Source organism: Algivirga pacifica (assembly GCF_039543525.1).
Taxonomy (GTDB): Bacteria; Bacteroidota; Bacteroidia; order Cytophagales; family Flammeovirgaceae; genus Algivirga; species Algivirga pacifica.
On sequence record NZ_BAABJX010000042.1, the window covers coordinates 73,850 to 96,124 of the forward strand.

The following is a 22,275-nucleotide window of genomic DNA, read 5'->3' on the forward strand; positions in this document are numbered from 1 at the left end:
TGGTAAAGCCCCCAACTTAATTGTTAATCTTATAAAATAGCTTTTATATTGGCAAAATAAAGTAAAAAAAATGCACCTATCGTATAGTTTTAAAAGAATTACTTAAATTTTTGTATGTTCCGATTACAGACCGTTTTTACTTGGATCGCCTTGATTGGCTTCTCACTTTTTTTACCTTCTTGCTTTTCAGATGCTTATGATCAACTGTTGCTGGCAAATGTGGATTTTGAAGGAAATATCGTACTTCCTCTAGGAACTCCATCAGGGAGGACTGTACAAGTTACGGCAACAACCACATTGTTTAATGCCGATAGCGTTTTGGAAATTAACCTAAACGAGGAGGAAGATATTGCAACGGTAAACTATACCTTACTATTGGCTGAAATCGTGGCCCCTTCTGACTGTACCTTGTGGAATATAGATACGTTGTCCGTTTATCTGACAGATGGAAATGAACGATTGTTAGTAGGAACCTTGCCAGAAATTATTTTGGACGGAGAGCAGGTGGTTCCATTGAACTTGCAAACGACCAATGTGCGAGAGGTGATATTCTCAAGAAATGCAGTTTATGAAGTGGAGGCGGTGGTCAACAAATCATTGATTTTTCCTCTAGAGGTAGGGTTGAGCGGGAAGGTTCAATTGAAGAACCCTTAAGTGCTCAAGAGAATGTAAATTAAAAAACCCAGTAGTTCTGCAGAAGTAGGGCTACTGGGTTTTTTAATTATAATGGCCAAACAAGCTCTCTATTTTGACGATCGATGTTCAGGAATATTCTGAATGGGTTTGGCAAGAAAACCAATTTGGTTGGTTTGTCAATGTAGTCATCTACCTCAACATACACTCCTTGCTGATAGTCTACCTCATAAGAATCTTCCCCATTCTTGATATACTTTTGCCCAATATAGCTTAGAGGAGAAAGTACGTCTGTATCCGGGCAAATTTCATCATGAACATCCATTAGGATATCCTCTAATGCGTCTCCATAATCGCTGACAAAATCATCTTCCAGGTCATGTAGCTCATCCTCCAAATCGTCATACTTTTCATCTTCGTAGCTTAGGCTGTTCAGTTCAGATTTTTTCTCGATGATGGCCACTAAAGCCTTATTGATCTCCTCTGTGTTCATTGTTCGTAGTATTTATAATGGTGTTACTCAATTACGCAATAAAGGTAAGAGGATCGTAGCAAAAGGGAAAGGATTAAAGCAATTTTAAGGTAAAAGGTAAAAGGTAAAAGGTAAAAGGTAAAAGGTAAAGTAGGGGCGACCCCACGTGGTCGCCCGAACATCAGATAATAAGTAAAAGGTAAAAGGTATAAAGTTTAACTACCTTATACCTTTTACTTATTACCTCTTACCTTATATCTTTTAATCTTCTAGGACGACTGCCCTACGAACAATCTGGAAGTTTTGCTCGGCTTTCTGTTCCATCATGATTTCATCAGAGTCCAGTCTTGCTTGTCGGATTGTTTCCTCGTTGTAGTTTCTTAAGGTAACCAGTTCCATACCATCTTCTACAGTGATATTGAAATGATCCTGCAGGACATGAATCACTCTTTCAAATTTGACAGGACGTGTGTCTGTACAAATCTGTATAGACAGGGCGCTGTTACGCATCAAGTTTATGTTAACGTGATGTCTTGCCAGTTCGTTGAAGATCGACGCTATATTGGCGCGGTTGACATTCAAGAAATCCTTCTCCTCAAAAGTGATCAAGGATTGCTTTTTCTTGAAAATAATAGCCGGCTGTGTGGTATGGCTCTTAAAGTTGCCAATGATTGTGCCTTGGTCTTCCGGCTTGATAAATGATTTTACTTTTAAAGGAATCTGTTTGACCGCCAAAGGACGAATAGTCTTAGGGTGGATCACAGAAGCTCCATAGTAAGTCATCTCTGCGGCAAATTTATAAGACAGTTGGTCAAATAATATAGCTTCAGGTACACGCTTAGGATCTGCGTTCATAATACCCGGAACATCTTTCCATATTGTTACATCCTCAGCGTCCAGGCAGTATCCGAAGATGGCTGCACTATAGTCAGAACCTTCTCTTCCTAGCGTAGTGGTTTTGTTACTGATGGTGCCGCCAATAAATCCTTGTGTGATGATGACATGGTTTTCCAGGATAGGAGGTAGCTCCGCTTTAACCATTTTCTCTGACCAGTCCAGATCTACCTGTCCTTCTCTCCAGTTTTCGTTCGTTTGAATATAAATACGAGCATCAATAAACTGTGTAGGAATATTTTCCTGATTCAGATAAGCGGCAATAATATGAGAAGATAATAGCTCCCCGAAAGAGACAATCTGATCATAGTGCTCGTCTGCGTCCTCGTAAGTAGCAATCAAGTTTTGCTCTAGCAAGTAGAAGATTTTCTCAATACGCTTGAAGATAGTAGCTTCCTTGTTTTCAAAAAGCGCATTGGCAATGTCCATGTGAAAAGCCTTTAACTCTTCCATAGGTGTTGCATAATCTCCCCCCTTTTGTTGTGCAGAGAGAATTTCTTCTAGCTTATTGGTTGTTTTTCCCATAGCAGAGACGACAACAAGCAGCTCTTTCTTATCGGAAAAATCATTGATAACTCTTCTAACATTTCTAACGGCTTCAGGGTCTTTGATCGAAGCACCACCAAATTTAAAGATTTTCATAAATTATCGGATTTTATTGTTTGTGAATGAGATAGTAGGATTGATAAGTCTTTAATGGTATTGGTTGGTAATGGGGAGGGAGGTGTTTAGTTGTTAGGGGTTAGAAGTTAGGGATTAGTGTTCAGTGGTTTATCGGTTATTGCTTATCGCTTATCGTTGATCACTTAAATATATTATCTTAACCGATAACCGATTATAATTCCTAAGTTCTAATCCCCAACCCCTAATAACTATCCTTTAATCAAACGAATCGCTTCTTTAGGGTCTTCGTGCTTAAATACATAGCTTCCTGCAACCAAAATGCTAGCTCCTGCTTCTACCAAAGCTGCTGCGTTGCTATTGTCTACACCTCCGTCAATTTCAATAAGGGTATTAGCACCAGCTTCTGTGATGATGGCTTTTAGTTGTCTTACTTTATCGTAGGTTTTTTCAATGAACTTTTGTCCACCAAAACCAGGGTTTACAGACATGATACATACATAGTCAAGTTCTGTAATGATATCCTCCAGTAAGGTAACGCTAGTATGAGGATTGATAGCTACCCCTGCTTTACAACCTAATTCTTTGATGCGCTGAATAGTTCTGTGCAAGTGTGTACAAGCCTCCAGGTGAACAGAAATCCACTCGGCACCAGCATCTCTGAATGCTTCCAGGTACTGATCCGGGTTGTTGATCATCAAGTGTACATCCAATGGCTTCTTTGCGTGCTTATTGATCGCCGCACATACCGGCAACCCAAAAGAAATATTAGGAACGAAGGCGCCGTCCATAATGTCAATGTGGAAGAAGTCAGCTTCACTGCCATTAATCATTTCTACATCTCTTTGCAGATTTGCAAAATCAGCGGCAAGTACCGATGGGGCAATCAATGTTTTCATGTTGGTGTATCTGTATGGTTATGATTTAAATATTGAATATCCTTTGCTTATAGCATAGAATAACGCAAAGATAGAATATTTCTATTGGTGAATTCCAACCGAATCATGATTAAATTCAATAAACTCTCTCCAATTTGGGACAATTATAGGGATATTTGTCATTGCGCTGTATTCTTTAGTTTAAAAAGTGGTATTAGTACTTTATTTTATGTGAATATTTTAAGTACTTTCATACGATTTACATTGATTAGAGGATTTTATTCAAGTCAGGTTATGACTGAATAGGTATTCCGAGCACGCTCAAACCACAGAACAAATCAAATTTTCCATACTGAATCCTTACTAAGATTGATCCACTTATGAAAACATCAGAAAAGCGACAGGTACCACAGTTGGTGGTGGATGACCCATGGCTAGAACCACACGAAGAAGAGATAGCGAACCGAATTAAACGATACCAAAACTTAAAAACACAACTAGAAGAAAACTATGGCTCCCTGTACGATATGGCAGGAGCGCATCATTTTCTGGGAATCAACTATGATATCTCGGCAAATGGATGGTGGTATAGAGAATGGGCTCCAAAAGCACACGCCCTTTACCTTACCGGAGAGTTCAATAACTGGAGAAAAGATTCCCATCCATTGGTGATGAGGGAAGACGGGGTATGGGAGATTTTTTTAGACCATACGACTTATTCTCAAACATTCGTACATGGCGGAAAAGTAAAAGTGGTCGTACATGGAGAGAATGGAGTACATGAACGTATTCCTGCCATGATTCGACGCGTAGAGCAAGATGCTGATAGCCCGAACTTTTCAGCACAGGTGTGGACACCTCCAATTTCTTTCGATTGGAAAGGTGATAACTTTGATCCTCGTTCTATTGAGAATCCCATCATTTACGAGTGTCATATTGGAATGGCACAAGAGAAAGAAGGGGTGGGGACCTATAAAGAGTTTGAGAAGAACGTTTTACCAAGAATCAAGGATTTAGGATATAATACCATACAAATGATGGCGGTGCAGGAGCACCCTTATTATGCTTCTTTTGGGTATCATGTATCGAGCTTCTTTGCGGTAACTTCTCGTTTTGGTACACCAGAGGATCTGAAAAGCTTGATCAGAAAGGCCCATGAGATGGGGATTGCCGTAATCATGGATATTGTACACTCCCATGCGGTAAAAAACTTCAATGAAGGCTTGACGGAGTTTGACGGTACCGATTACCAGTACTTCCACAGTGAAGGAAAAGGTGAGCACCCGGATTGGGATTCCAAGCTATTCAACTACGGCAAATGGGAAGTATTACAGTTCCTATTGTCCAATGTTCGCTATTGGCTAGAGGAGTTCCACTTTGATGGTTTCCGCTTTGATGGAGTAACTTCTATGTTATACCATCACCATGGACATGCAGCCTTTAATAGCTATGATGATTACTTTGGAATGCAGGTAGATATTGAGGCTTTAACTTATTTGCAACTGGCCAATACATTGGCGCATGAAGTGAAGCCTGGTTGTATTACCATTGCAGAAGATGTAAGTGGAATGCCAGGATTGGGACGTCCAGTGCTAGAAGGAGGAGTAGGATTTGATTATCGTCTGGGTATGGGTATTCCGGATTTCTGGATTAAAGTGCTGGAGGAGCAGGAGGATGAGCAATGGAATATGTGGGACTTCTGGAGTGTGATGACTAACCGCCGTTGGAATGAGAAGACAGTGGCTTACTGTGAATCTCATGATCAGGCTTTAGTAGGTGATAAGACCATTGCTTTCTGGTTAATGGACAAAGAAATGTACTGGGGAATGGATAACGCCAGCGAAAGCTTGGTGATCGACCGCGGTATAGCGTTACATAAAATGATCCGTTTGTTTACGTCCTCATTGGGAGGTGATGGGTATTTGAACTTCATCGGTAATGAGTTTGGACATCCAGAATGGGTAGATTTTCCTAGGGAAGGAAATGGATGGAGCCATCAATATGCTAGAAGACAATGGTCGTTAGCAGATAATGGTTTCTTGCGTTACCAAAAGTTGAATGCATTTGATAAGGCAATGGTGCATATGCTACAACAGTATCACGTACTACAGAGTAAAGATGTAGAGATGCTTAATATTGATTCTGACAATAAGACGATCATCTTTACAAGGGGAGAGCTGTTGTTTATCTTCAATTTCCATCCAGATCATTCTGTAATGGACTATGAATTTAGTGTGCCGGAAGAAGGAGAGTATCAAATTATATTGAATACTGATGCGTTAGATTTCGGTGGCTTCGAGCGCATTGAGCCAGGGAATCATTTCTTTACGGATGGAAATAAAAAGCTGAAGATCTACAATACCAATCGTACTGCATTGGTTATGAAAAAGATCGGATAAATATTGTTGAATCGTTGAATTTTACCTTCGGTAAGTTGAATTGAGCTTCGCTCGTTGATTCGAGTTGAATTGTTGATTGAAAAAAGGTACTACCCTCCTCAAAAAAAAAAACAGTTCAACTCGAATCAACGAGCGAAGCTCAATTCAACTCAGCAGCTTGCTGCTGAAATTCAACGATTCAACAACAAATGTAGGATACCTTGAAAAAAGGGAACTTGATACTTGGGGAGCTGAAAAGCATAGTCCCCATTTTTTGTATGTACTTTTACACCGTTCTTGGCAATGGTTTTTAGTGCGATAACATCTTGTAAAGGTACACATATAGGGTCTTTGGAAGGACTATCAAAGACCATTTGTTGAGAGGAAAGATAGAGTGTTCCTTTCTTTTGTTGTACATACGATAGCTGGTCAATACCTTTTTTCTTTAAAGGTGAACGATGTGCCTGTGTTTGATAGGGACGTTCCAGTTTGACATTGGCTCTGAAATGTACAGTCTCTTCTTTTGCTACCGTTTCTACAGGAAGTTCAATTTCATTGTGAAGCTGAATGTTCTGCAGGTTGAATGCCCTGTCATCATAATGGGGAAGTTGCTTTTCCGTTAAAGACTTTTGTGTGATCAGTTCATTGAGCTGTAATAGCTTTCGTTTAGGAAGATAGTTTTGCTCGCTTAACGAAAAGGCTTGATGCATTTTTAGAAGCCATGCAATATCTTCTTGAGAGAATTTTTTGTGTAGTAGCGCTCCTTCTACTTTTTGTCTACAGAGTAATTTAACGTTCGTAATCAGTTTTTTAGGAATTTTCTCAAATCGTTTTTTAAGCTCCTCAGGTGTTGGTAAAGCATCCGTTTTGAAATCCTCTATTCCTTGATAGTGAGTCCTTTTCTTTTTGCTAAATATGATCAGTATACTCAATAGTGTAATGAGTACAGTGTGTACGATAAGTGTTTCTATATCGCCTAATTCGGAAAGTGTGATGATGAAAGCAATTCCCTCAATAACCGCTAGGTTAAGGGAGAAGTGGTATAGGGTGAGATAGAAGCGAGCTTTCTTTCGTTTGTATTGCTTTCTTAAGAAGAATACACTGAGTCCTGCAGTGAATAGTGCACCTAGGGAAGCGTCCCAAGAGTCATCGGTAAGAAAAGTCAGTGATACGAATACCGATAGTAGTAATATAGTCCAGGCCGATAAAACTGCTCCGTTGAGTATGGAGGCCTTTTTTCGTCTCCAAAGGCCATAGTTAGCACCTGATAGTAACAGAAATGTAGGCAAGGAAAAAGCCAAGGAGTCACTAACTATGATTAATAGTAATAAGGAACCCACCATCATATTGAGTAAGGTGGAGTGAAAGAGGGAGCTGAAATATTTTCTCATAATTAATGAACGCTATTTCGTTAGTATGGAAGAATCTTGAAGTTTAGGGAACTGATACGTCGTACTGCTATCATTAGAGGTGGAGGTATCATATTGATTTTCATAAAATTCAAATGTGTCAGCTGATTGTAAAAACTCCGTAAGTGCAGTGTCATCAATATTGTTAGGAACATAAAGTTGATCCCAGTCGATAATGCTTAGATCCCACACATCGACAAAGTTATTTACCCTTACTTTAAAGTGTTGTTGGTCTGTTGTAAAGTCAATACCGTTGACTTCTACTTCTTCTCCGTAGCTAATGCTGCTCAAATTATTACCAAATTCATTCATGAGCTGTAGATCTTGGCTTTCTGTGAGTAATAGCATTAATCGTTTGGATTCGAGAAAGGCAAAGTCTTTTAGATCGTCTCCATAGTAATTATAGCTATCGATAAATCGTAAGGAATCCTCTTCCATAGACCATTGTTGAATGCTTGTGTTTTTTGCGATGAGGACTTGTCTATTGCCTATAGTCTGAAAAGCAGTAATGTCTTCAAGTTGGCGAGGTGCTTCGTCAACGTCCTCTGGATAGGCTAGAGGTAGATTTATAAGAGAAGGCTTTTTCCCTTTTTTCTTTTGAAAAAAGGAACGTTCCATTTTATAGTAAGTAGTTTTAAAAAGACCTTTTGAGGTAATTCCTGCCAAATCATAGGACTGATTCATGTCCCATATTTTCAGTTTTCCTTCTTCATCCAGAGCCATTAAGTATCGATTGTCAGAAGTAAATTGTACTTGTCTTAGCTCTCCTTCATTGAGAATTTTCCTGACAATTCGATCAACTGGAAAGCTTTCCAAATCCCATAGTAATAGATCGCCGTCAGTAGGAATAATAGCCAAAAGGGTATTATCCTTAGAAAGTACTACTTTTTGTATTCCTTGATCTACTTGAATGGAATAAAGGGTGTCTTGCGATAAGTCCCACAGTCTTAGAAGACCACTTTCGGAGCCGTAGCAGAGCCATTTTTTGTCGGTAGAAAATGCCGTTGAATTGATCTGTGAAATGTCTACGGTTTCGTAATCCGTTTCGTCGTAATACTCTCTAATGATATTGTTTTGCTGATCATACAATGTAGGATATGGGGATGGCATGGCTAATATATATTGGCGGCCATCTGCCGTATATAGCACGTCATCTCCATACTGTCGATGAATAAAATCAGAAGATGCTTTGTATCGATCCAGCTTTTCTGGGTTTTTCTCAAAAGCCACTTTGTCGAATTTATTTCCCAAGGCATGACGGCCATGACTTTTACTCAGTTCTGCCAAGGAATGAAAGACCATGATCTCATGGTTTTCAGCCTCTACCTCAGCATCCTGTTTTTCATTGATCAGATAAGCGGTGGCGATGAGTACCAGAAATACAGTTGCATAAAACCCCCATGTCAGGATATTTTTTCGTTTTCGATCGAATAGTACTTGACTTTCTTCCCGAAGGTGGTCTTCCTGACTTGCTTCAATAAATGCTTTTTGTAAAAGCGTAGGGGCAGGATTTTTATGTTCTTTTTGGGCAGTCTGTAGCCAGAGGAAGGCTTCCTGTAAAAGGTCTTTTTTGAGGTAAAATTCTTTAGCCCAGGTGTTTTTTGCCCACTCTCGGGCTTTTTTATCCCAAAATGCATGAGACTTCACGTGTTCTCTATCCGTATCCAAGGCTCTTAATAATAAACCAATAGGACGGGTGAGATCGGTTTGCCCTTCAAAGTCAATCCAGTTGATTTGCTCTAGCTCTTTAGGGAGTGGAATATCCTCAATAGAACGATGCTTTACCGTTAGAATTCTTTTTCCTTGTTGTTGTGCATATTGCACCTCTTTAGTGCAAAAGGGGGAGGTGATGGAATCTGGGGAGATAATAAATAGGTAGTTGTCAGAGGCGTCGATGCCTTTCTTGATCTCTTCCCAGAAATCCTCAGCCCCTGCTGGAATATTTTCCTGATCAAACCAGGTTGTACGGCCGTGTAGCTCCATGAGTTGGTTGAGCTTGCGTACAAAGTCCGCATCCTTTCGAGAATAGGAAATAAATACCTCGTATTCTAGTTCATTTCGACGAGCATCACTTTGCTTGATAAAGCTTTTCTGGATCTCTGTAGGCAGGTGTGTATTTCTTCCTGCTGCTCCGTCTAACCAGGCCAGTGCTTTTTCCAATGCTCTTCCCCTTAATAAAATGGCAGGGTTTTTCCCTTGCCTTTCCCACTTGAGGGCTTGGTTGAGGTAAAGTTTATGTAAGTAGAAATAATCACGCTCCGCATGAAGCTGCTTGATTAAAAGCGTATCCTCATCATGGTTCCACTGGAAGTATTGAGCATTGGCAATAAGGGATGGAAGTGCTTCATCCGCCGTAGGAGCGACAAGTATAGGGATGATTTTCTTGTGAAGGCTATGGGCGTATGCTAGCTCTTTGAGGCAATATTTGGATTGTACAGATTTTGGAGAGATTAAGAAGAGAAAGTAATCAGCCCTTTCGATACCTCCCAGGATTTCCTGATTGTACATAGAGCCTTTTTCAATATCCTCAAGGTCTACCCAAGTGGTGATCAACTGTCGGTGCAAGGTATTGACAATTTGTTGCGTTTCTTCTGTGTATTGTCGGGCGTAACAAATAAATACATCAGTTTGTAGGTTTTCACCATTCTTGCGAGATTCAATAATAAAGTCTGTATGAAGTTGAGAAGGGAGACAAGGAGGCTGTTCTCCATCTTCAAATTCATGCAGCAACCATGCTTCTGCATATTCTCTTTCTTTCCCTACTAAAAGATATTGGGAAGATTTTTGCTTCTGCGTCCACAATCTAGCCTTGTGTAGAATATCAGTATGTTGATAGACATAGGTTGCTTGTTTTTCAATACTATCTATAACTTTTTGTACTACACTGTCTATAAGATCAATGGCTTTCCATTGTATAGGACAGTTCCATTTTTTTAGGTATTCTGGTTCATTATGTCTACTCCATTCATTCTCATACCCCTCTTTCCATTGGGTATAGGTTTCTATATTTCCAACCGTCTCCCTTGCGTAAATCCAGTCTGTTTTGGTAATCTGTTCAATAGCTTTCTCAACTTCCTGGCATAAGGCTGTGTTTCCTTTTGCTTCTTCTTTACGGTAGGCATAGGCCCAATCATCATCCTCAGGCATAATATGGAGGATAGGGATAATTCGTTTTCCACAGCGTTGGGCATGGATCACTTCCAAAAGACAATAAATAGATCTGATGGAGTGGGGAGCAATGACAAAGAGGAAGTTCTGTGCATTTTCTATCCCGTGGTCGATACGTTTTTGATAGTCATCTCCATGAGGAATATTGACCTTATCAAACCAGGCATACCTTCCCGATAGGGTGATTTTTTGATGAAGGCGCGCAGCAAAAGAGAGACTTTCTCCTCTTCCATAAGAAATAAAGACATCCTTGTAAGAAGTATTTATGAGAGTATTGTCAGGAAGAGAGGTGTCAGTAGTTTTTAGCTCAATCGTATTGTCCATGCTGTTAGGCTATGATTTCGTGAGTACAGAAGAATGTTCTGTAAACAAACGTAAATATAGTTAAGATTTTTAGAACATTACTCATTCCTCTAGATCATAGTTTTTTGTAAATTATTTTCTTTAACTAAGTATAGATATTACTATGGCAGGATCTTCAAAGAAAGCAATTTACGGGGCTATCATCGCCAATCTAGCGATTGCAATAAGCAAGTTTGTGGCAGCATCATTTACGGGAGCTTCCTCTATGGTTTCAGAGGGGATTCACTCCTTAGTGGATACTGGTAACGGCATTCTTTTGCTTTACGGTATTCGTCAGAGTCACCGTCCCCCTACACCTCAGCATCCTTTTGGTTTTGGAAAGGAACTCTTCTTTTGGAGCTTTGTAGTGGCAATTCTGATTTTTGCTTTGGGCGGAGGAGTCGCTTTGTATGAGGGAATACATCATTTACAACATCCCAAGGAAATAGAAGATCCTATTTGGAATTATGTTGTGTTATCTGCAGCGATTCTCTTTGAGGGTTCCTCTCTATTAGTTGCCTTGAGGGAGTTTAAAAAGTTAAGAGGGGAAACGCCTTTTTTTAAGGCATTGAGGGATATCAAGGATACTTCCACTGTAGCTATTGTCATAGAGGATACTGCCGCATGTATAGGGTTATTGATTGCCTTGATTTGTGTTTTTCTGGGGGACGTTACAGGGAATCCTTATTTTGATGGGGCGGGTTCTGTCCTTATAGGGATCCTGTTGATATGCGTTTCGACTTTCTTTGCGATGGAATGTAAAGGGTTGTTGGTAGGAGAGGGCTTAATGCAGGAGGACTTACAAAAGATTAAAAATATTCTGGAGATGGATAGCAGGGTAGAGCAACATCGTGCGCCTCTAAGTATGTATTTAGGCCCTCACCAAGTATTGCTGAACTTGGATGTTGATTTTCGAGATGAGTTAACAGCAAAAGAGGTAGAAGAGGCTATTGACGAGCTGGAAATGAATATTAAAAAAGCGATTCCAGAGGTTAATAGGATCTATATTGAAGCAGAACGCCTATTGAGGTCAAAGAATAAAAAGTGACAGTTATTGTAATATTCTTTGGTGTTAGAAGCGCATTATGTTAACTTTATGGAAAATCGGCTATCCCGATTGGGATTGCACCTTATCAGGGTTGTTAAGGTGTCCGAATATATACGTAAAATATAGTCAATGGGAAGATCTAAGGAGACATTTAGTAAGAAAGAAAAAGAAAAAAAACGTCAGAAAAAGAAAGAACTGAAAGAGAAAAAGCGCATGCTGCGTAAGGAAGAGGGTCCAGGAGGAAGCGATCTGGATTCGATGATGGCTTACGTGGATGAGTTTGGTAACATTACCAGCACTCCTCCAGATCCTGAAAAGATAAAAGAACAGCGTGAGCTTGATGCCCAAAATATCGAGATTAGCGTGAGTAAGTCGGAAGACTTGGAAGAAGATGATACACCTAACGAAGGAAAAGTAGAATTCTTCAATCACGGTAAAGGTTTCGGTTTTATCCGCGATAAGGATACCAAAGAGAAGCATTTCGTGCACGTGAGTGGACTTATTGATGAGATTGATGAGGGCGATTTGGTATCTTTCGATTTGGAAGAAGGCTTGAAAGGAATCAATGCGGTGAATGTGAAGCGTATTGGTTAGTCGTTGGAGATGCTTAGAGGTGGCTGCTTAATTCATAGACTTTAGTGTTGTTATGAAAACGAACGAGAAGTATTGAATGAAGTAGCTTTTTCATTTTTCAAGACGTAATAAAAATATTAGGGGACTCTTTTCAATAAGAGTCCCCCTTTTTATTACCAGATTCTTACTCTTTCTTCCGGTTTGATATAGTTTTGATCTCCTTCATTGATGGAGAAAGCCTCATAAAAGGCATCTACGTTTAATAGTGGTTGAATACCTCTAACCATAGCAGGGCTATGAGGGTCTGTATTGATCAACTCTCTTAGACGAGCCTCTCTCATTTTGGATCTCCAGATAGTAGCCCAAGAGATAAAGAAGCGTTGCTCAGGAGAGAAGTTATCGATTGCTTCAGGACGTCCATTATCGTTAAGATACATCTGTAGTCCGTCGTAAGCAGCCAATACACCACCTAAATCACCAATGTTTTCCCCAAGTGTAAGGTCTCCATTTACAAAAACACCGTCCAGTACTTCAATAGCACTGTACTGTTCAGAAAGGGCATTACCTCTTTTTTGAAACTCTTCAAAATCAGAAGTATCCCACCACATTCTAAGTTTACCGTTGGCATCGAACTTGGCACCGCTATCATCGAAGGCGTGAGAGATCTCGTGACCAATCACAGCTCCTATACCACCAAAGTTTACAGCAACATCAGCATGTTGGTTATAGAATGGAGGTTGCAGGATAGCTGCCGGGAATACAATCTCATTTTTCAATGGATTGAAATAAGCATTTACGGTTTGAGGAGGCATACCCCATTCTGTTTTGTCTACCGGCTTTTTGTATTTAGCCAAGTTGGTTTTTAATGCCCATTTTCCGATAGCCACTTTGTGAGCATAGGCAGAACCTTCCTCGTTGATCTCAAGTGCAGAGTAATCTTTCCATTTGTCAGGATAACCAATTTTCACATCACATTTGGTAAGTTTCTCTTTGGCTTTTTCCTTGGTTTCAGCTTTCATCCACTCCAATTGATCGATACGGTTCCCGAAGGCCTTAACGACATAAGAGATCATTTCTTCTGCTTCTGCTTTAGCTTCTGCAGGGAAATGCTTGTCTACGTAAAGCTGACCGATAGCCTCTCCCATCATACGGTTTAGGCGAGATAGGTTACGCTCGTCCATAGGCTTTTGCTCTTGCGCACCTCTCAAGGTTTGCATGTAGAACGTCCAGTTTTGCTTCTCAATGTCCAACGATAAGTAGTTGGCTGCGTCGTTTAGCAATGTCCAACGCATATAGGTTTTAAGTTCTTCAATAGGAGTGCTTTTTAGCACTTCATTCAGTTCCTCCATATAGGCTACCTGAGAAACCAATACTTCTTCTAGGTTCTGAATACCTAGTTCCCCAAAGATTTTTGTCCATTCTACAGCAGGAGTCATCTGAGACAGTTGTTCTAGTGTACGGGGGTTATTTCGGTTATCAGGATTTCTTCTGGCAACTTTATCTAGTCTAGGGCGAGCTAGTTTGGTTTCAATCTCTAGAATAGTGGCTGCCTCTTTGCTTGCAGTAGCTTCATCTGCTCCAAGGTATTGCATCATCTTGGATACGTGAGCCAAGTATTGCTGACGAAGTTGTACAGATTTTTCATCTTCCTTAAGATAGTAGTCTCTCTCTGGAAGCCCCAATGCACCTGGTCCCAGGTAGATGGTCATGAGATCAGGATTATTTAAGCCCGCATAAGAATAAAGAGAGAAGAACGAAGATGTAAGTGCTACTTCCTCGCTAAAGTAGTCGTTTAAGTCTGTTAGGTCTTGAACGCTCTCAATTTTATCCAGATAAGGTTTTAGTGGAGAGACCCCTGCCTTGTTACGGGCATCAGCATTCATCATAGCCTCATAGACTTTTAGGGCTTTGTACTGGTCGGTTTCCTTACCATATTGGTTGTTCTCTATAGTTTCTTTCAGAAGTGCCAATACATCACTGTCAGTCTTGTCTCTTAGCTCCATGAAACTTCCCCAACGAGTTTCTTCTGCTGGAATTTCAGTGTTTTTTAACCAGCTTCCGTTAACAAATTGGTAAAAATCGTCTCCCGGAGTGATTGAATGATCCATGTGTTCAAGGGAGATAGCTGCAGTGAGTTCCTGCTTCTCTTTGTGGTCTTGAGTTCCTTGCTGACAACTCATAGCTACAGATGCAGCAAGTAGAGTTCCTAAGGTTCCTCTTAGTTTGTTATTCATTTGTTGTTAATGTTTATCACTGATAAAGTTATCTCATTGGTCATAAGAAAACCTTATCGGCAGATATGATGGAATAAATAATTGAACCATCAAAATATGAAGAAACTTTCATTTTATGTTAATAAATAATGATTTTTTTAAAGAATTTGCAGTTGTTTCAGTAGGTATGACCAATCGATATTTTCTGTATTTTCTATAGTTTCGCAATACTCTAAGAGCCATTGATCTTGGGCTCTTCCTTTTCGCATCGCCTCCGAATAGGGGATATTGGGGTTAAAAGTAACCAAGGAATACTTGGAGTAGTACTCAGGGTATTTTTGTTCCAAGAGTGTTTCTAATTTTCTTTTTAGAATAAAAGTAGGGTTGGCTACCTGATCTCTCATTTCGTAAAAATTTTCTTCGGCAAGATCAGCGATAGCATCGGTATCTTTCTTTCTATTTTGTTGGTAATCCTCGAAAATGGCTTCCCAGTTTCCTTTGTATTTATCTAATGATTCAAGGAAAACAAGACAGTCCTCGAAAGAACAGTTCATTCCTTGCCCATAAAAAGGAACAATAGCATGAGCGGCATCTCCTAGTAATAATGATTTCCCTTCCACCTGCCAAGGGTAACATTTGATGGTAGCCAAACTACTGTTTGGGTTGTTGACCCAGTCTTGCTCAAAGGTGGGCATCAACGCTAATGCATCGGGAAACTCTCGTTCGAAGAATGTCTTGGCCTTGCCAGTATCTTCTAAGGCATGGAGTCCCTCTTCTCCCTCAAAAGGATGAAATAGCGTCACGGTAAAGCTTCCATCTTTGTTGGGAAGGGCAATCAACATAAAACCACCCCTAGGCCAGATGTGTAAGGCATTTTTATCTAGGGCAAATCCTCCATTTGTTTTAGGAGGGATATGTAACTCTTTATAGCCATGTCCTAGATAGGTTTGAGAGAAGGAAAATCGTAATCGAGGTGCCTGTTGCATCATTTGCTTCCTGATGGCAGAGCTAGCTCCATCTGTTCCTATAACAGCTTCTGTGCTTATAGTATAGGTTTTATTTTTTTTGGTGTCCTGAAAAGTAACTGCTTGTTCTTGGTAATCCATCCCCATGCACTTCTGATTGAAATGAATACACCCACCTATAGCCTCTAGTTTATTCATTAGGGCAATATTGAGTCCCCCTCTGGAGATAGAGTAAATGCATTCGTCCTTTCTTCCTGAATAGGGTTGAAATTGTTCTCCACCTTCAGCAAGGTGGATATGTCTTCCGTACATAGGTACGGCTTCTTGCAAGATAGGTGTACCTATACCTGCTTTTTGGAGGGCTCTCAGGCCTCTTTCAGAGAGTGCTAGATTAATAGATCTCCCTGCGGTAATATTTACCTGACGCATATCCGGTCTTCTTTCGTATACTTCAACGGTATACCCTTTTTGTTGGAGCATGATGGCTAGTAGTGTGCCAGATAGACCGGCTCCTATGATGGTTATTTTATTCATTTTAAGAGGTAAAGTAGGGGCGACCCCACGTGGTCGCCCGAATATCAGATAATAAGTAAAAGGTAAAAGGTAAAAGGTGTACAGTAGAAGGCTATAGGGGAAGTTTTTAACCTTTTACTTTTTATCTATTACTTTTTACCTCCTCCTGAAGTATTTGTGCAAACTGATAAACGTCTTCATAACTGTTGTATAGAGGTACAGGAGCCACTCGAATGACATCAGGCTCTCTCCAGTCAGCAATAACACCTTTTTGGGTAATCGTTTGAAATAGGGTTTTGTTTGCCTCTTTTACTCTGATGGATAGCTGACATCCTCTTTGGGTAGGGTCTGCTGGAGTGATTAGACTGATTCTATTGGTATCGATTTCTTTTAATAGGTACTCCATATAAGCAGTAAGATGCCTGGATTTTTGAATTAATGCAGGCATTCCTACTTCTTCAAAAAGACTTAAAGAAGCATTTAAGGCTGCTAGTGGTAAAATGGGTGGGTTACTCAATTGCCAACCTTCAGCTCCGGACATAGGATGGAAATCTGGCCCCATTAAAAATCGGGAGGATTGATCGTGTCCCCACCAACCTGCAAATCGAGGGAGGTCATCTCGTTTTTCATGACGTTGGTGTACAAAGCACCCTGCAATACCCCCTGGGCCACTATTAAGGTACTTGTAAGAGCACCAAACAGCAAAGTCTACCTGCCAGTCATGCAGTTTTAAAGGAACATTGCCCACAGCATGTGCCAAGTCAAAACCTACAGTACATTGTTTCTCTTTTGCCTTTTTGGTAATCTTCTCCAGCTCAAAATATTGTCCGGTATAGTAATTCACACCGCCCATCATGACCAAAGCAATCTCATCACCTTTTTCTTCAAGGGTTTGTAGAATATCCTCTGTTCTCAGCAAGGTTTCTCCTTCTCTGGGAATCAGTTCAATAATAGCCTCCTCAGGATCATAGCCATGATATTTAACCTGGGATTGTACAGCATATTGGTCGGAAGGGAAGGCACTATACTCCATCAGGATCTTAAAGCGTTTGGAGGTCGGGCGATAGAAGGAGACCATCATGAGGTGTAGGTTTACCGTAAGTGTATTCATGACGACTACTTCTTTAGAGTGTCCTCCTACAATACTGGCCATCTTCTCTGTCAGTAAGGCATGGTAAGGCATCCATGGATTTTTAGCATGGAAGTGCCCTTCGACTCCCAGGTTTTGCCAATCCAGCAGCTCTTGCTCAACATAGGCTCTAATTTTCTTGGGTTGTAACCCCAATGAATTGCCGCAAAAATAAAGATAGGGACGGTTGTCGCTTTGTAAAGGGATATAGAATTCATCCCGGTACTGTCGGAGCGGGTCTTTCTGATCCATCTCCAAAGCATAGTTGTTAGAGGTGTTCATCATGGTGTTTGTGTGTTTAATAGGCGTGTATTTCGTTATCGTGGTTTAATCTCAATCAACAGTTCAACTCGAATCACACGCCATGTAATGGTCACCGAAGGTGAAATTCAACGATTCAACGATTCAACAGCGTAAAGAATAGGTCTACTAGGACTAGCATCCGTTTCAAAAGGAGCAATCTGTAAATTAAGGAAATACCTTCCATCAGGAATATCATCGGGAGCATAGATCATTTCTGTAATGGTTTTATCCATACTATGTTCGGCTGGAATATGACTACCCTGTGGTATATCCCAGAAAATATGGTGGGTGGATAATCGTCCTTCATCATAGGTGCGATCTACAGATGGGAGATCAATCAGTAAATGTTTAACCCCTATGGTTTTTATATACTCCATAGCCTCTATCGTGAAGAAAGGAGGGAGAGCAGAAGTATAGTCTGATGATTTTTTAAAGTCTCCATTAGGAAAGGTACGAATAATGAGTGCCTGAATAAAATCCTCGTCAATAGACGTCAATGCAGATTGTAGTACTGAGGCTGTGACGACAACATCATCAGGAGTAAGTTGAGGAAGGTAGGAGTCTTGAGTCTTACTACTTTCTACTGCCTGTACACTGATCAAGGTAGCGGGAATAAAGGAATCTTTTAAGAGATTATTGACAGAAAGCCGATCATAGGTAATGTGTCCTATGCATTCCGTATGGGTGCCATTACAATGTGGAATTAGCTCATAATGCTCAAAGTTACACCCACTACCTTCCCGCACATCTCCCACCCAGCCTTCTCCACGATAAGGGGAGGAGGAGGCTTTAGGGACACCATAGGTATTGGGTTGCTGATCATTAAAGTGTAGAGGGATACTGATGGGGATAGGGTTTTGGAGGTTTATGGAGTATTGGTTTTGATGAAGTTTTACTATGATTTCCATAATGGTTAGTTTGAGAGGTATAATAGGGTTTGGTAGTGTGACAGATAAACATTAGACCTTGTTTAAACGATAAGCAATAACCGATAATCATACTTCTCTGTTTCTAGAGAAGTACAGGATTAACCTGGGATGCAATAGTATAATTTAGGGTTGTTTTATTGAATATAAAAAAAAGCCTGAACTTTTGAGGCTCAGGCTTTTTAGGGTAGGAAGCTTTAATGGTTATATGATGAATATATAAGCTTCCTCGTAATAAATTGTTGAATCCAATAAATTTCACTGCTCACTGCTCACTGCTCACTGCTCACTACTCACATTGAGATACAAATGGAGCTTCATGCCCTCTTTTGGATCCTTTATAAGGGTTATACCCGTTTTGCTCCTTGGCATAATAGCCTTCCGGATTGTAAGCTCTTTTGGTAGGGGCACTTTTACATTCATCTGAACAAGTACCTTCCATTTCGTCCATACAGCTTTCACAGATGATGGTGTGCTTGTTACAAACCGTATTAGCACAGTTAACCATATGTTCTGAAGGCGTGCCACATACCGTACAAGTACTTACGATCGAAGGATTTATTGTATTGACATCAACAGCAACGCGGTTGTCAAATACATAACATTTCCCTTCAAAGTCTTCACCACCTTCTTCCAGACCGTACTTGATAATACCACCGTGTAGCTGGTATACGTCCTCAAATCCTTGTTCCAACAAGAACGCAGAAGCTTTCTCACATTTGATACCACCTGTACAATACGTTAAGATCTTTTTGTCCTTGTATTTCTCTAGTTCTTGTACTTTCTCTGGTAGTTCACGGAAGTTGTCGATATCCATACAGAAGGCATTCTTAAAGTGCCCCAAGTTGGATTCATACTTAGAACGCATGTCTACAATAAGGACATCTTCATTGTCTTTCATAGCCTTGAACTCTGCTGGCTCCAGATGTTTTCCTGTACGCTCGTAAGGTTTGATCTCCGGCAATCCTGCATTGACGATTTCCCTTTTGTAACGGACGTTCAGTTTACGGAATGTATGGTCTTCAGCCTCTTCGATTTTGAACTCTAAAGCTTCAAATCGAGGGTCGGCTTTTACGGTTTCCATGTATTTCTCACAATCTGCTCGAAGACCTGAAACGGTGCCATTTAGTCCCTCGTCTGCTACGATGATTCTACCTCTCAGGTTGAGGTCCAAACATAGCTTGTGGTGTTCTTCTCTGAACTTTGGTGCATCCTCAATAGGAGTGAAACAATAATACAGTAGTACTAGATACTCTTTTGGTTGATTTTCCATCTTGCTTAGTTGCATGCTAAGTGATTGATTTAAATTTTTTGCAAAAATAGGGTTTCAGTATGGTTAATCCAACATATTAGGAGTTGCAATTGTCTTTAATTAGTGATTAATTGTATAAAACGAATTTAGCTGACAATATTTCATTTTATTACAATCTAAAACCAATGAATAGAAGAATAGCGCTTGCAGCATTGCTGTTAGTCAACCTATTATGGTATGGGAATACCTATGCTCAGACCAAACGGGCGTTGCTTATTGGTATCAATTCCTACGAACATCACAACAAAGAAAATGGCGAATGGAAAAACCTTGAAGGGGCTGTCAATGATGCGACTTCTATGGAACGTATCTTGCGTCATAAGTATCGCTTTAAAAAGCGTAATACAAAGCTATTGACTACAGTGGAGGAAACGACTCGTCAAGGGATTGTAGAGGCTTTCCAAAAGCTTATTGCTGAGGTGGAAAAAGGTGATATTGTGCTGTTTTACTATGCAGGACACGGAGCCAGGGTGAAAAATAGTCTGTATGATGAAGGTGACCGTACCCATGAGGCTATCGTGCCTTCTGATGGAGCACTTTCAGTACATAATTATATCTTGGATGTTGAAATTAATCGCTTTTTGAGTATCGTGACAGAGAAGGGAGCACACCTGACAATGATCTTTGATAGCTGTCATAGCGGATCGAATACCCGGGCTTCAGTAAGTAGTGCTCAGTTCGTTAGCCGAAATGGAGTTGATGCAACAGAAGACCTTAAGAGAGCTTTTAAGAAGCCAGGGAGCTTGGCGGATAAAGGAGGTTTGGTGATGGCTGCAGCGCTGGATAAGCAGCCTGCATTGGAGATCAAGGACCCTTCCTCAGAACTGTCAGCAGGTGCTTTTACGAATGCATTATTGAAAGCGATGCGTTCCGGAGATATCAATGAGCCTGCGGTATCTTTGTTTAAGAGAACCAAGGTGTTGATGCAGCAGCAAACAGGTCCTGCACAATACCCTGTACTGGAGGCAGCAGAAGACCGAAGAGGGGTACCTCTTTTTGGAATCAGAACAGCGGTAGAAGCAGTACCTGTAGCTGTGGGTATCTCCAAAGTCATTAAAGATAATAAGGGCGTAATCAAAGAGGTATGGATTGATGGAGGGTATGCCGATGGTCTAGCCAAGGGAGATCGCCTGTATCAAGAAATTAGTAAACGAGAGCAGGTGGTATTAGAGGTGATCGGGACACCTACTCTGACTTCTGCAAAAGCTAAGCTAGTGGAGGGAAATACGCTGGATGAAGCCCAGTTGCTGAAAGTGAGTTCCCGTAGTTTTGGAGGGGAACACATTACTAATGTACATATCCCTAAGGTAGAAGGAACCGAGAAGCAATTGGGGAAATGGGTAAAAGTGATTAGTGATTTTAAAAAACAGTATCCTGAAGTCAAGGTCAAGCATAACAAAAAGATCACGCCGTCCTCCCTCTTATTGCATTTTGAGGAAGGGGATTGGGTAATGGAGAAAGTAGGGGGAGGAAAGTACCATCTATCAAAATTTTCAGTAGAGGCAATTCACGAAGGAATGCAACAGTTGGATGCCTTGAAAGATGAATTAGAGGTAAATTTTCCAGTGTTGTCGTCTATACAGCAGTCTATAGAGGAAGAATTGAAAAATGGGAAAGCAACCACAAAAATGGTAGAAGACCCTGCTCAGGCTCATTACCAATTGGTTGGACGCTTGGTCAATGGACAACTGGAGTATGCCTGGATTAGTATGAAGTATATGCAGGAAAGTTTTGAGAGTGCCGCTCCTGTAGCCAATATGATTCAGCGCTCAAGTTGGTACAAGGCCGATGATAGAATAGGAGTGAATTTGTACATTGATTTGCTACAGCTCTCCAAGATTCGTTCATGGTTGACGCTGGAGTCTCCGGACGACCCCAGAGGATTCCCATATTATCCTGCTTTAGTCAATGCGACGACCAATAAAGTCCATACAGACGAATATATAACAGAAGGAGAGGTTTATCATATTGCGTTGGTGAAAGATCAAGATAAGTTTACGCGATGGAACCGACAGGATCGCTATGTTTACTTGCTATATGTTGACTCTCAAGGAGGGAGTACGCTGCTCTATCCTCAGCTGCATGAGGGAACCGAAAGTTTGGCGAGTGTAGCTTTGAAAGATCAAAACAATACTTATGTAGACCGAAAGTATATCTATAAAGATGTCCCTATTGAAGGGCCTTTCGGAGCGGATTACCTTTTCCTAATGACAACAAAGCAGCCGATTGCAGACCTATCGATTTTTCAGACTAATGCTATGCGAGCGGCTAATAAGCGGGTCAGAGTAAATAAGGATACTGAAACCCGTTTAAGGGGACTACCAATCAAGGTAGAAAATTATGTAAGTGCCCCTACCTGGTCAGTACACAAGGTGTTCTATATCTCTAAACCCAAAGCCCTGTAATAAGGTGTATTGATTGAGCTTCGTTTGTTCTTAGTTATTTCTAAAATTAATGGTTGAACCACTGAACATTATGAACGAGCGAAGCTCAATTAA

Annotated in this window: 15 protein-coding genes; 5 read left to right on the forward strand and 10 right to left on the reverse strand. The window is 40.6% G+C overall.

Going from position 1 to position 22,275, the window contains the following annotated elements:
• Nucleotides 1-114: 114 nt before the first annotated feature.
• Nucleotides 115-654: a hypothetical protein gene (locus ABD985_RS13980; protein ID WP_345372730.1), complete on the forward strand. Its 540-nt coding sequence runs from the start codon at nt 115-117 to the stop codon at nt 652-654.
• A gap of 67 nt (nt 655-721) precedes the next feature.
• On the opposite strand, the gene ABD985_RS13985 is transcribed toward ABD985_RS13980, so the two are convergent.
• The 3 genes from ABD985_RS13985 to rpe all read right to left on the reverse strand — a co-directional run bounded on the left by ABD985_RS13985 (nt 722) and on the right by rpe (nt 3,519).
• A complete protein-coding gene (locus ABD985_RS13985) occupies nt 722-1,126 on the reverse strand; it encodes a hypothetical protein (RefSeq protein WP_345372732.1) in 405 nt (134 codons plus the stop codon).
• Between the two features lie 240 nt (nt 1,127-1,366).
• On the reverse strand, nt 1,367-2,641 hold the full coding sequence (locus ABD985_RS13990) for an aspartate kinase (protein ID WP_345372733.1): 1,275 nt from the start codon (nt 2,639-2,641) through the stop codon (nt 1,367-1,369).
• A gap of 230 nt (nt 2,642-2,871) precedes the next feature.
• A complete protein-coding gene (gene rpe, locus ABD985_RS13995) occupies nt 2,872-3,519 on the reverse strand; it encodes a ribulose-phosphate 3-epimerase (protein ID WP_345372735.1) in 648 nt (215 codons plus the stop codon).
• A 359-nt stretch (nt 3,520-3,878) separates the two neighbouring features.
• On the opposite strand from rpe, the gene ABD985_RS14000 reads away from it, so the two are divergent.
• Nucleotides 3,879-5,897 (forward strand): alpha-amylase family glycosyl hydrolase, encoded by a 2,019-nt coding sequence (locus ABD985_RS14000; protein ID WP_345372737.1) that lies wholly within the window; start codon nt 3,879-3,881, stop codon nt 5,895-5,897.
• Nucleotides 5,898-6,067: 170 nt separating this feature from the next.
• Here the strand turns inward: ABD985_RS14000 and ABD985_RS14005 are convergent, their stop codons facing one another.
• Both ABD985_RS14005 and ABD985_RS14010 read right to left on the reverse strand, forming a co-directional pair.
• Nucleotides 6,068-7,267 (reverse strand): hypothetical protein, encoded by a 1,200-nt coding sequence (locus ABD985_RS14005; protein WP_345372738.1) that lies wholly within the window; start codon nt 7,265-7,267, stop codon nt 6,068-6,070.
• Nucleotides 7,268-7,279: 12 nt separating this feature from the next.
• On the reverse strand, nt 7,280-10,777 hold the full coding sequence (locus tag ABD985_RS14010; protein WP_345372740.1) for a toll/interleukin-1 receptor domain-containing protein: 3,498 nt from the start codon (nt 10,775-10,777) through the stop codon (nt 7,280-7,282).
• 142 nt (nt 10,778-10,919) lie between these two features.
• On the opposite strand from ABD985_RS14010, the gene ABD985_RS14015 reads away from it, so the two are divergent.
• On the forward strand, nt 10,920-11,843 hold the full coding sequence (locus ABD985_RS14015) for a cation diffusion facilitator family transporter (protein WP_345372742.1): 924 nt from the start codon (nt 10,920-10,922) through the stop codon (nt 11,841-11,843).
• A 129-nt stretch (nt 11,844-11,972) separates the two neighbouring features.
• Nucleotides 11,973-12,437 (forward strand): cold-shock protein, encoded by a 465-nt coding sequence (locus tag ABD985_RS14020; protein ID WP_345372744.1) that lies wholly within the window; start codon nt 11,973-11,975, stop codon nt 12,435-12,437.
• Between the two features lie 152 nt (nt 12,438-12,589).
• Here the strand turns inward: ABD985_RS14020 and ABD985_RS14025 are convergent, their stop codons facing one another.
• The 5 genes from ABD985_RS14025 to trhO all read right to left on the reverse strand — a co-directional run bounded on the left by ABD985_RS14025 (nt 12,590) and on the right by trhO (nt 19,753).
• Nucleotides 12,590-14,650 (reverse strand): M13 family metallopeptidase, encoded by a 2,061-nt coding sequence (locus tag ABD985_RS14025; RefSeq protein ID WP_345372746.1) that lies wholly within the window; start codon nt 14,648-14,650, stop codon nt 12,590-12,592.
• 137 nt (nt 14,651-14,787) lie between these two features.
• Nucleotides 14,788-16,128 carry an FAD-dependent oxidoreductase gene (locus ABD985_RS14030; protein WP_345372748.1) on the reverse strand — a complete coding sequence of 447 codons (1,341 nt, stop codon included), beginning with the start codon at nt 16,126-16,128 and terminating at the stop codon, nt 14,788-14,790.
• Between the two features lie 121 nt (nt 16,129-16,249).
• Nucleotides 16,250-17,521: a kynureninase gene (gene kynU, locus ABD985_RS14035; RefSeq protein ID WP_345372750.1), complete on the reverse strand. Its 1,272-nt coding sequence runs from the start codon at nt 17,519-17,521 to the stop codon at nt 16,250-16,252.
• A gap of 104 nt (nt 17,522-17,625) precedes the next feature.
• On the reverse strand, nt 17,626-18,447 hold the full coding sequence (locus tag ABD985_RS14040; protein ID WP_345372752.1) for a cyclase family protein: 822 nt from the start codon (nt 18,445-18,447) through the stop codon (nt 17,626-17,628).
• Between the two features lie 307 nt (nt 18,448-18,754).
• A complete protein-coding gene (gene trhO, locus ABD985_RS14045) occupies nt 18,755-19,753 on the reverse strand; it encodes an oxygen-dependent tRNA uridine(34) hydroxylase TrhO (protein ID WP_345372754.1) in 999 nt (332 codons plus the stop codon).
• Nucleotides 19,754-19,902: 149 nt separating this feature from the next.
• Between trhO and ABD985_RS14050 the strand changes: the two genes are divergently transcribed.
• Nucleotides 19,903-22,182, forward strand: a complete 2,280-nt coding sequence (locus ABD985_RS14050; protein ID WP_345372756.1) for a caspase family protein — start codon at nt 19,903-19,905, stop codon at nt 22,180-22,182.
• Nucleotides 22,183-22,275: the final 93 nt, after the last annotated feature.

Bases quoted from the DNA above. Each gene is read 5' to 3' on its own strand.
- kynU (WP_345372750.1), bottom strand. From the start codon at position 17,521: ATGATGAACACCTCTAACAACTATGCTTTGGAGATGGATCAGAAAGAC.
- ABD985_RS14005 (WP_345372738.1), bottom strand. From the start codon at position 7,267: ATGAGAAAATATTTCAGCTCCCTCTTTCACTCCACCTTACTCAATATG.
- ABD985_RS13985 (WP_345372732.1), bottom strand. From the start codon at position 1,126: ATGAACACAGAGGAGATCAATAAGGCTTTAGTGGCCATCATCGAGAAA.
- trhO (WP_345372754.1), bottom strand. From the start codon at position 19,753: ATGCAACTAAGCAAGATGGAAAATCAACCAAAAGAGTATCTAGTACTA.
- rpe (WP_345372735.1), bottom strand. From the start codon at position 3,519: ATGAAAACATTGATTGCCCCATCGGTACTTGCCGCTGATTTTGCAAAT.
- ABD985_RS14000 (WP_345372737.1), top strand. From the start codon at position 3,879: ATGAAAACATCAGAAAAGCGACAGGTACCACAGTTGGTGGTGGATGAC.
- ABD985_RS13990 (WP_345372733.1), bottom strand. From the start codon at position 2,641: ATGAAAATCTTTAAATTTGGTGGTGCTTCGATCAAAGACCCTGAAGCC.
- ABD985_RS14010 (WP_345372740.1), bottom strand. From the start codon at position 10,777: ATGGACAATACGATTGAGCTAAAAACTACTGACACCTCTCTTCCTGAC.
- ABD985_RS14030 (WP_345372748.1), bottom strand. From the start codon at position 16,128: ATGAATAAAATAACCATCATAGGAGCCGGTCTATCTGGCACACTACTA.
- ABD985_RS14040 (WP_345372752.1), bottom strand. From the start codon at position 18,447: ATGGAAATCATAGTAAAACTTCATCAAAACCAATACTCCATAAACCTC.
- ABD985_RS14050 (WP_345372756.1), top strand. From the start codon at position 19,903: ATGAATAGAAGAATAGCGCTTGCAGCATTGCTGTTAGTCAACCTATTA.
- ABD985_RS14020 (WP_345372744.1), top strand. From the start codon at position 11,973: ATGGGAAGATCTAAGGAGACATTTAGTAAGAAAGAAAAAGAAAAAAAA.
- ABD985_RS14025 (WP_345372746.1), bottom strand. From the start codon at position 14,650: ATGAATAACAAACTAAGAGGAACCTTAGGAACTCTACTTGCTGCATCT.
- ABD985_RS13980 (WP_345372730.1), top strand. From the start codon at position 115: ATGTTCCGATTACAGACCGTTTTTACTTGGATCGCCTTGATTGGCTTC.
- ABD985_RS14015 (WP_345372742.1), top strand. From the start codon at position 10,920: ATGGCAGGATCTTCAAAGAAAGCAATTTACGGGGCTATCATCGCCAAT.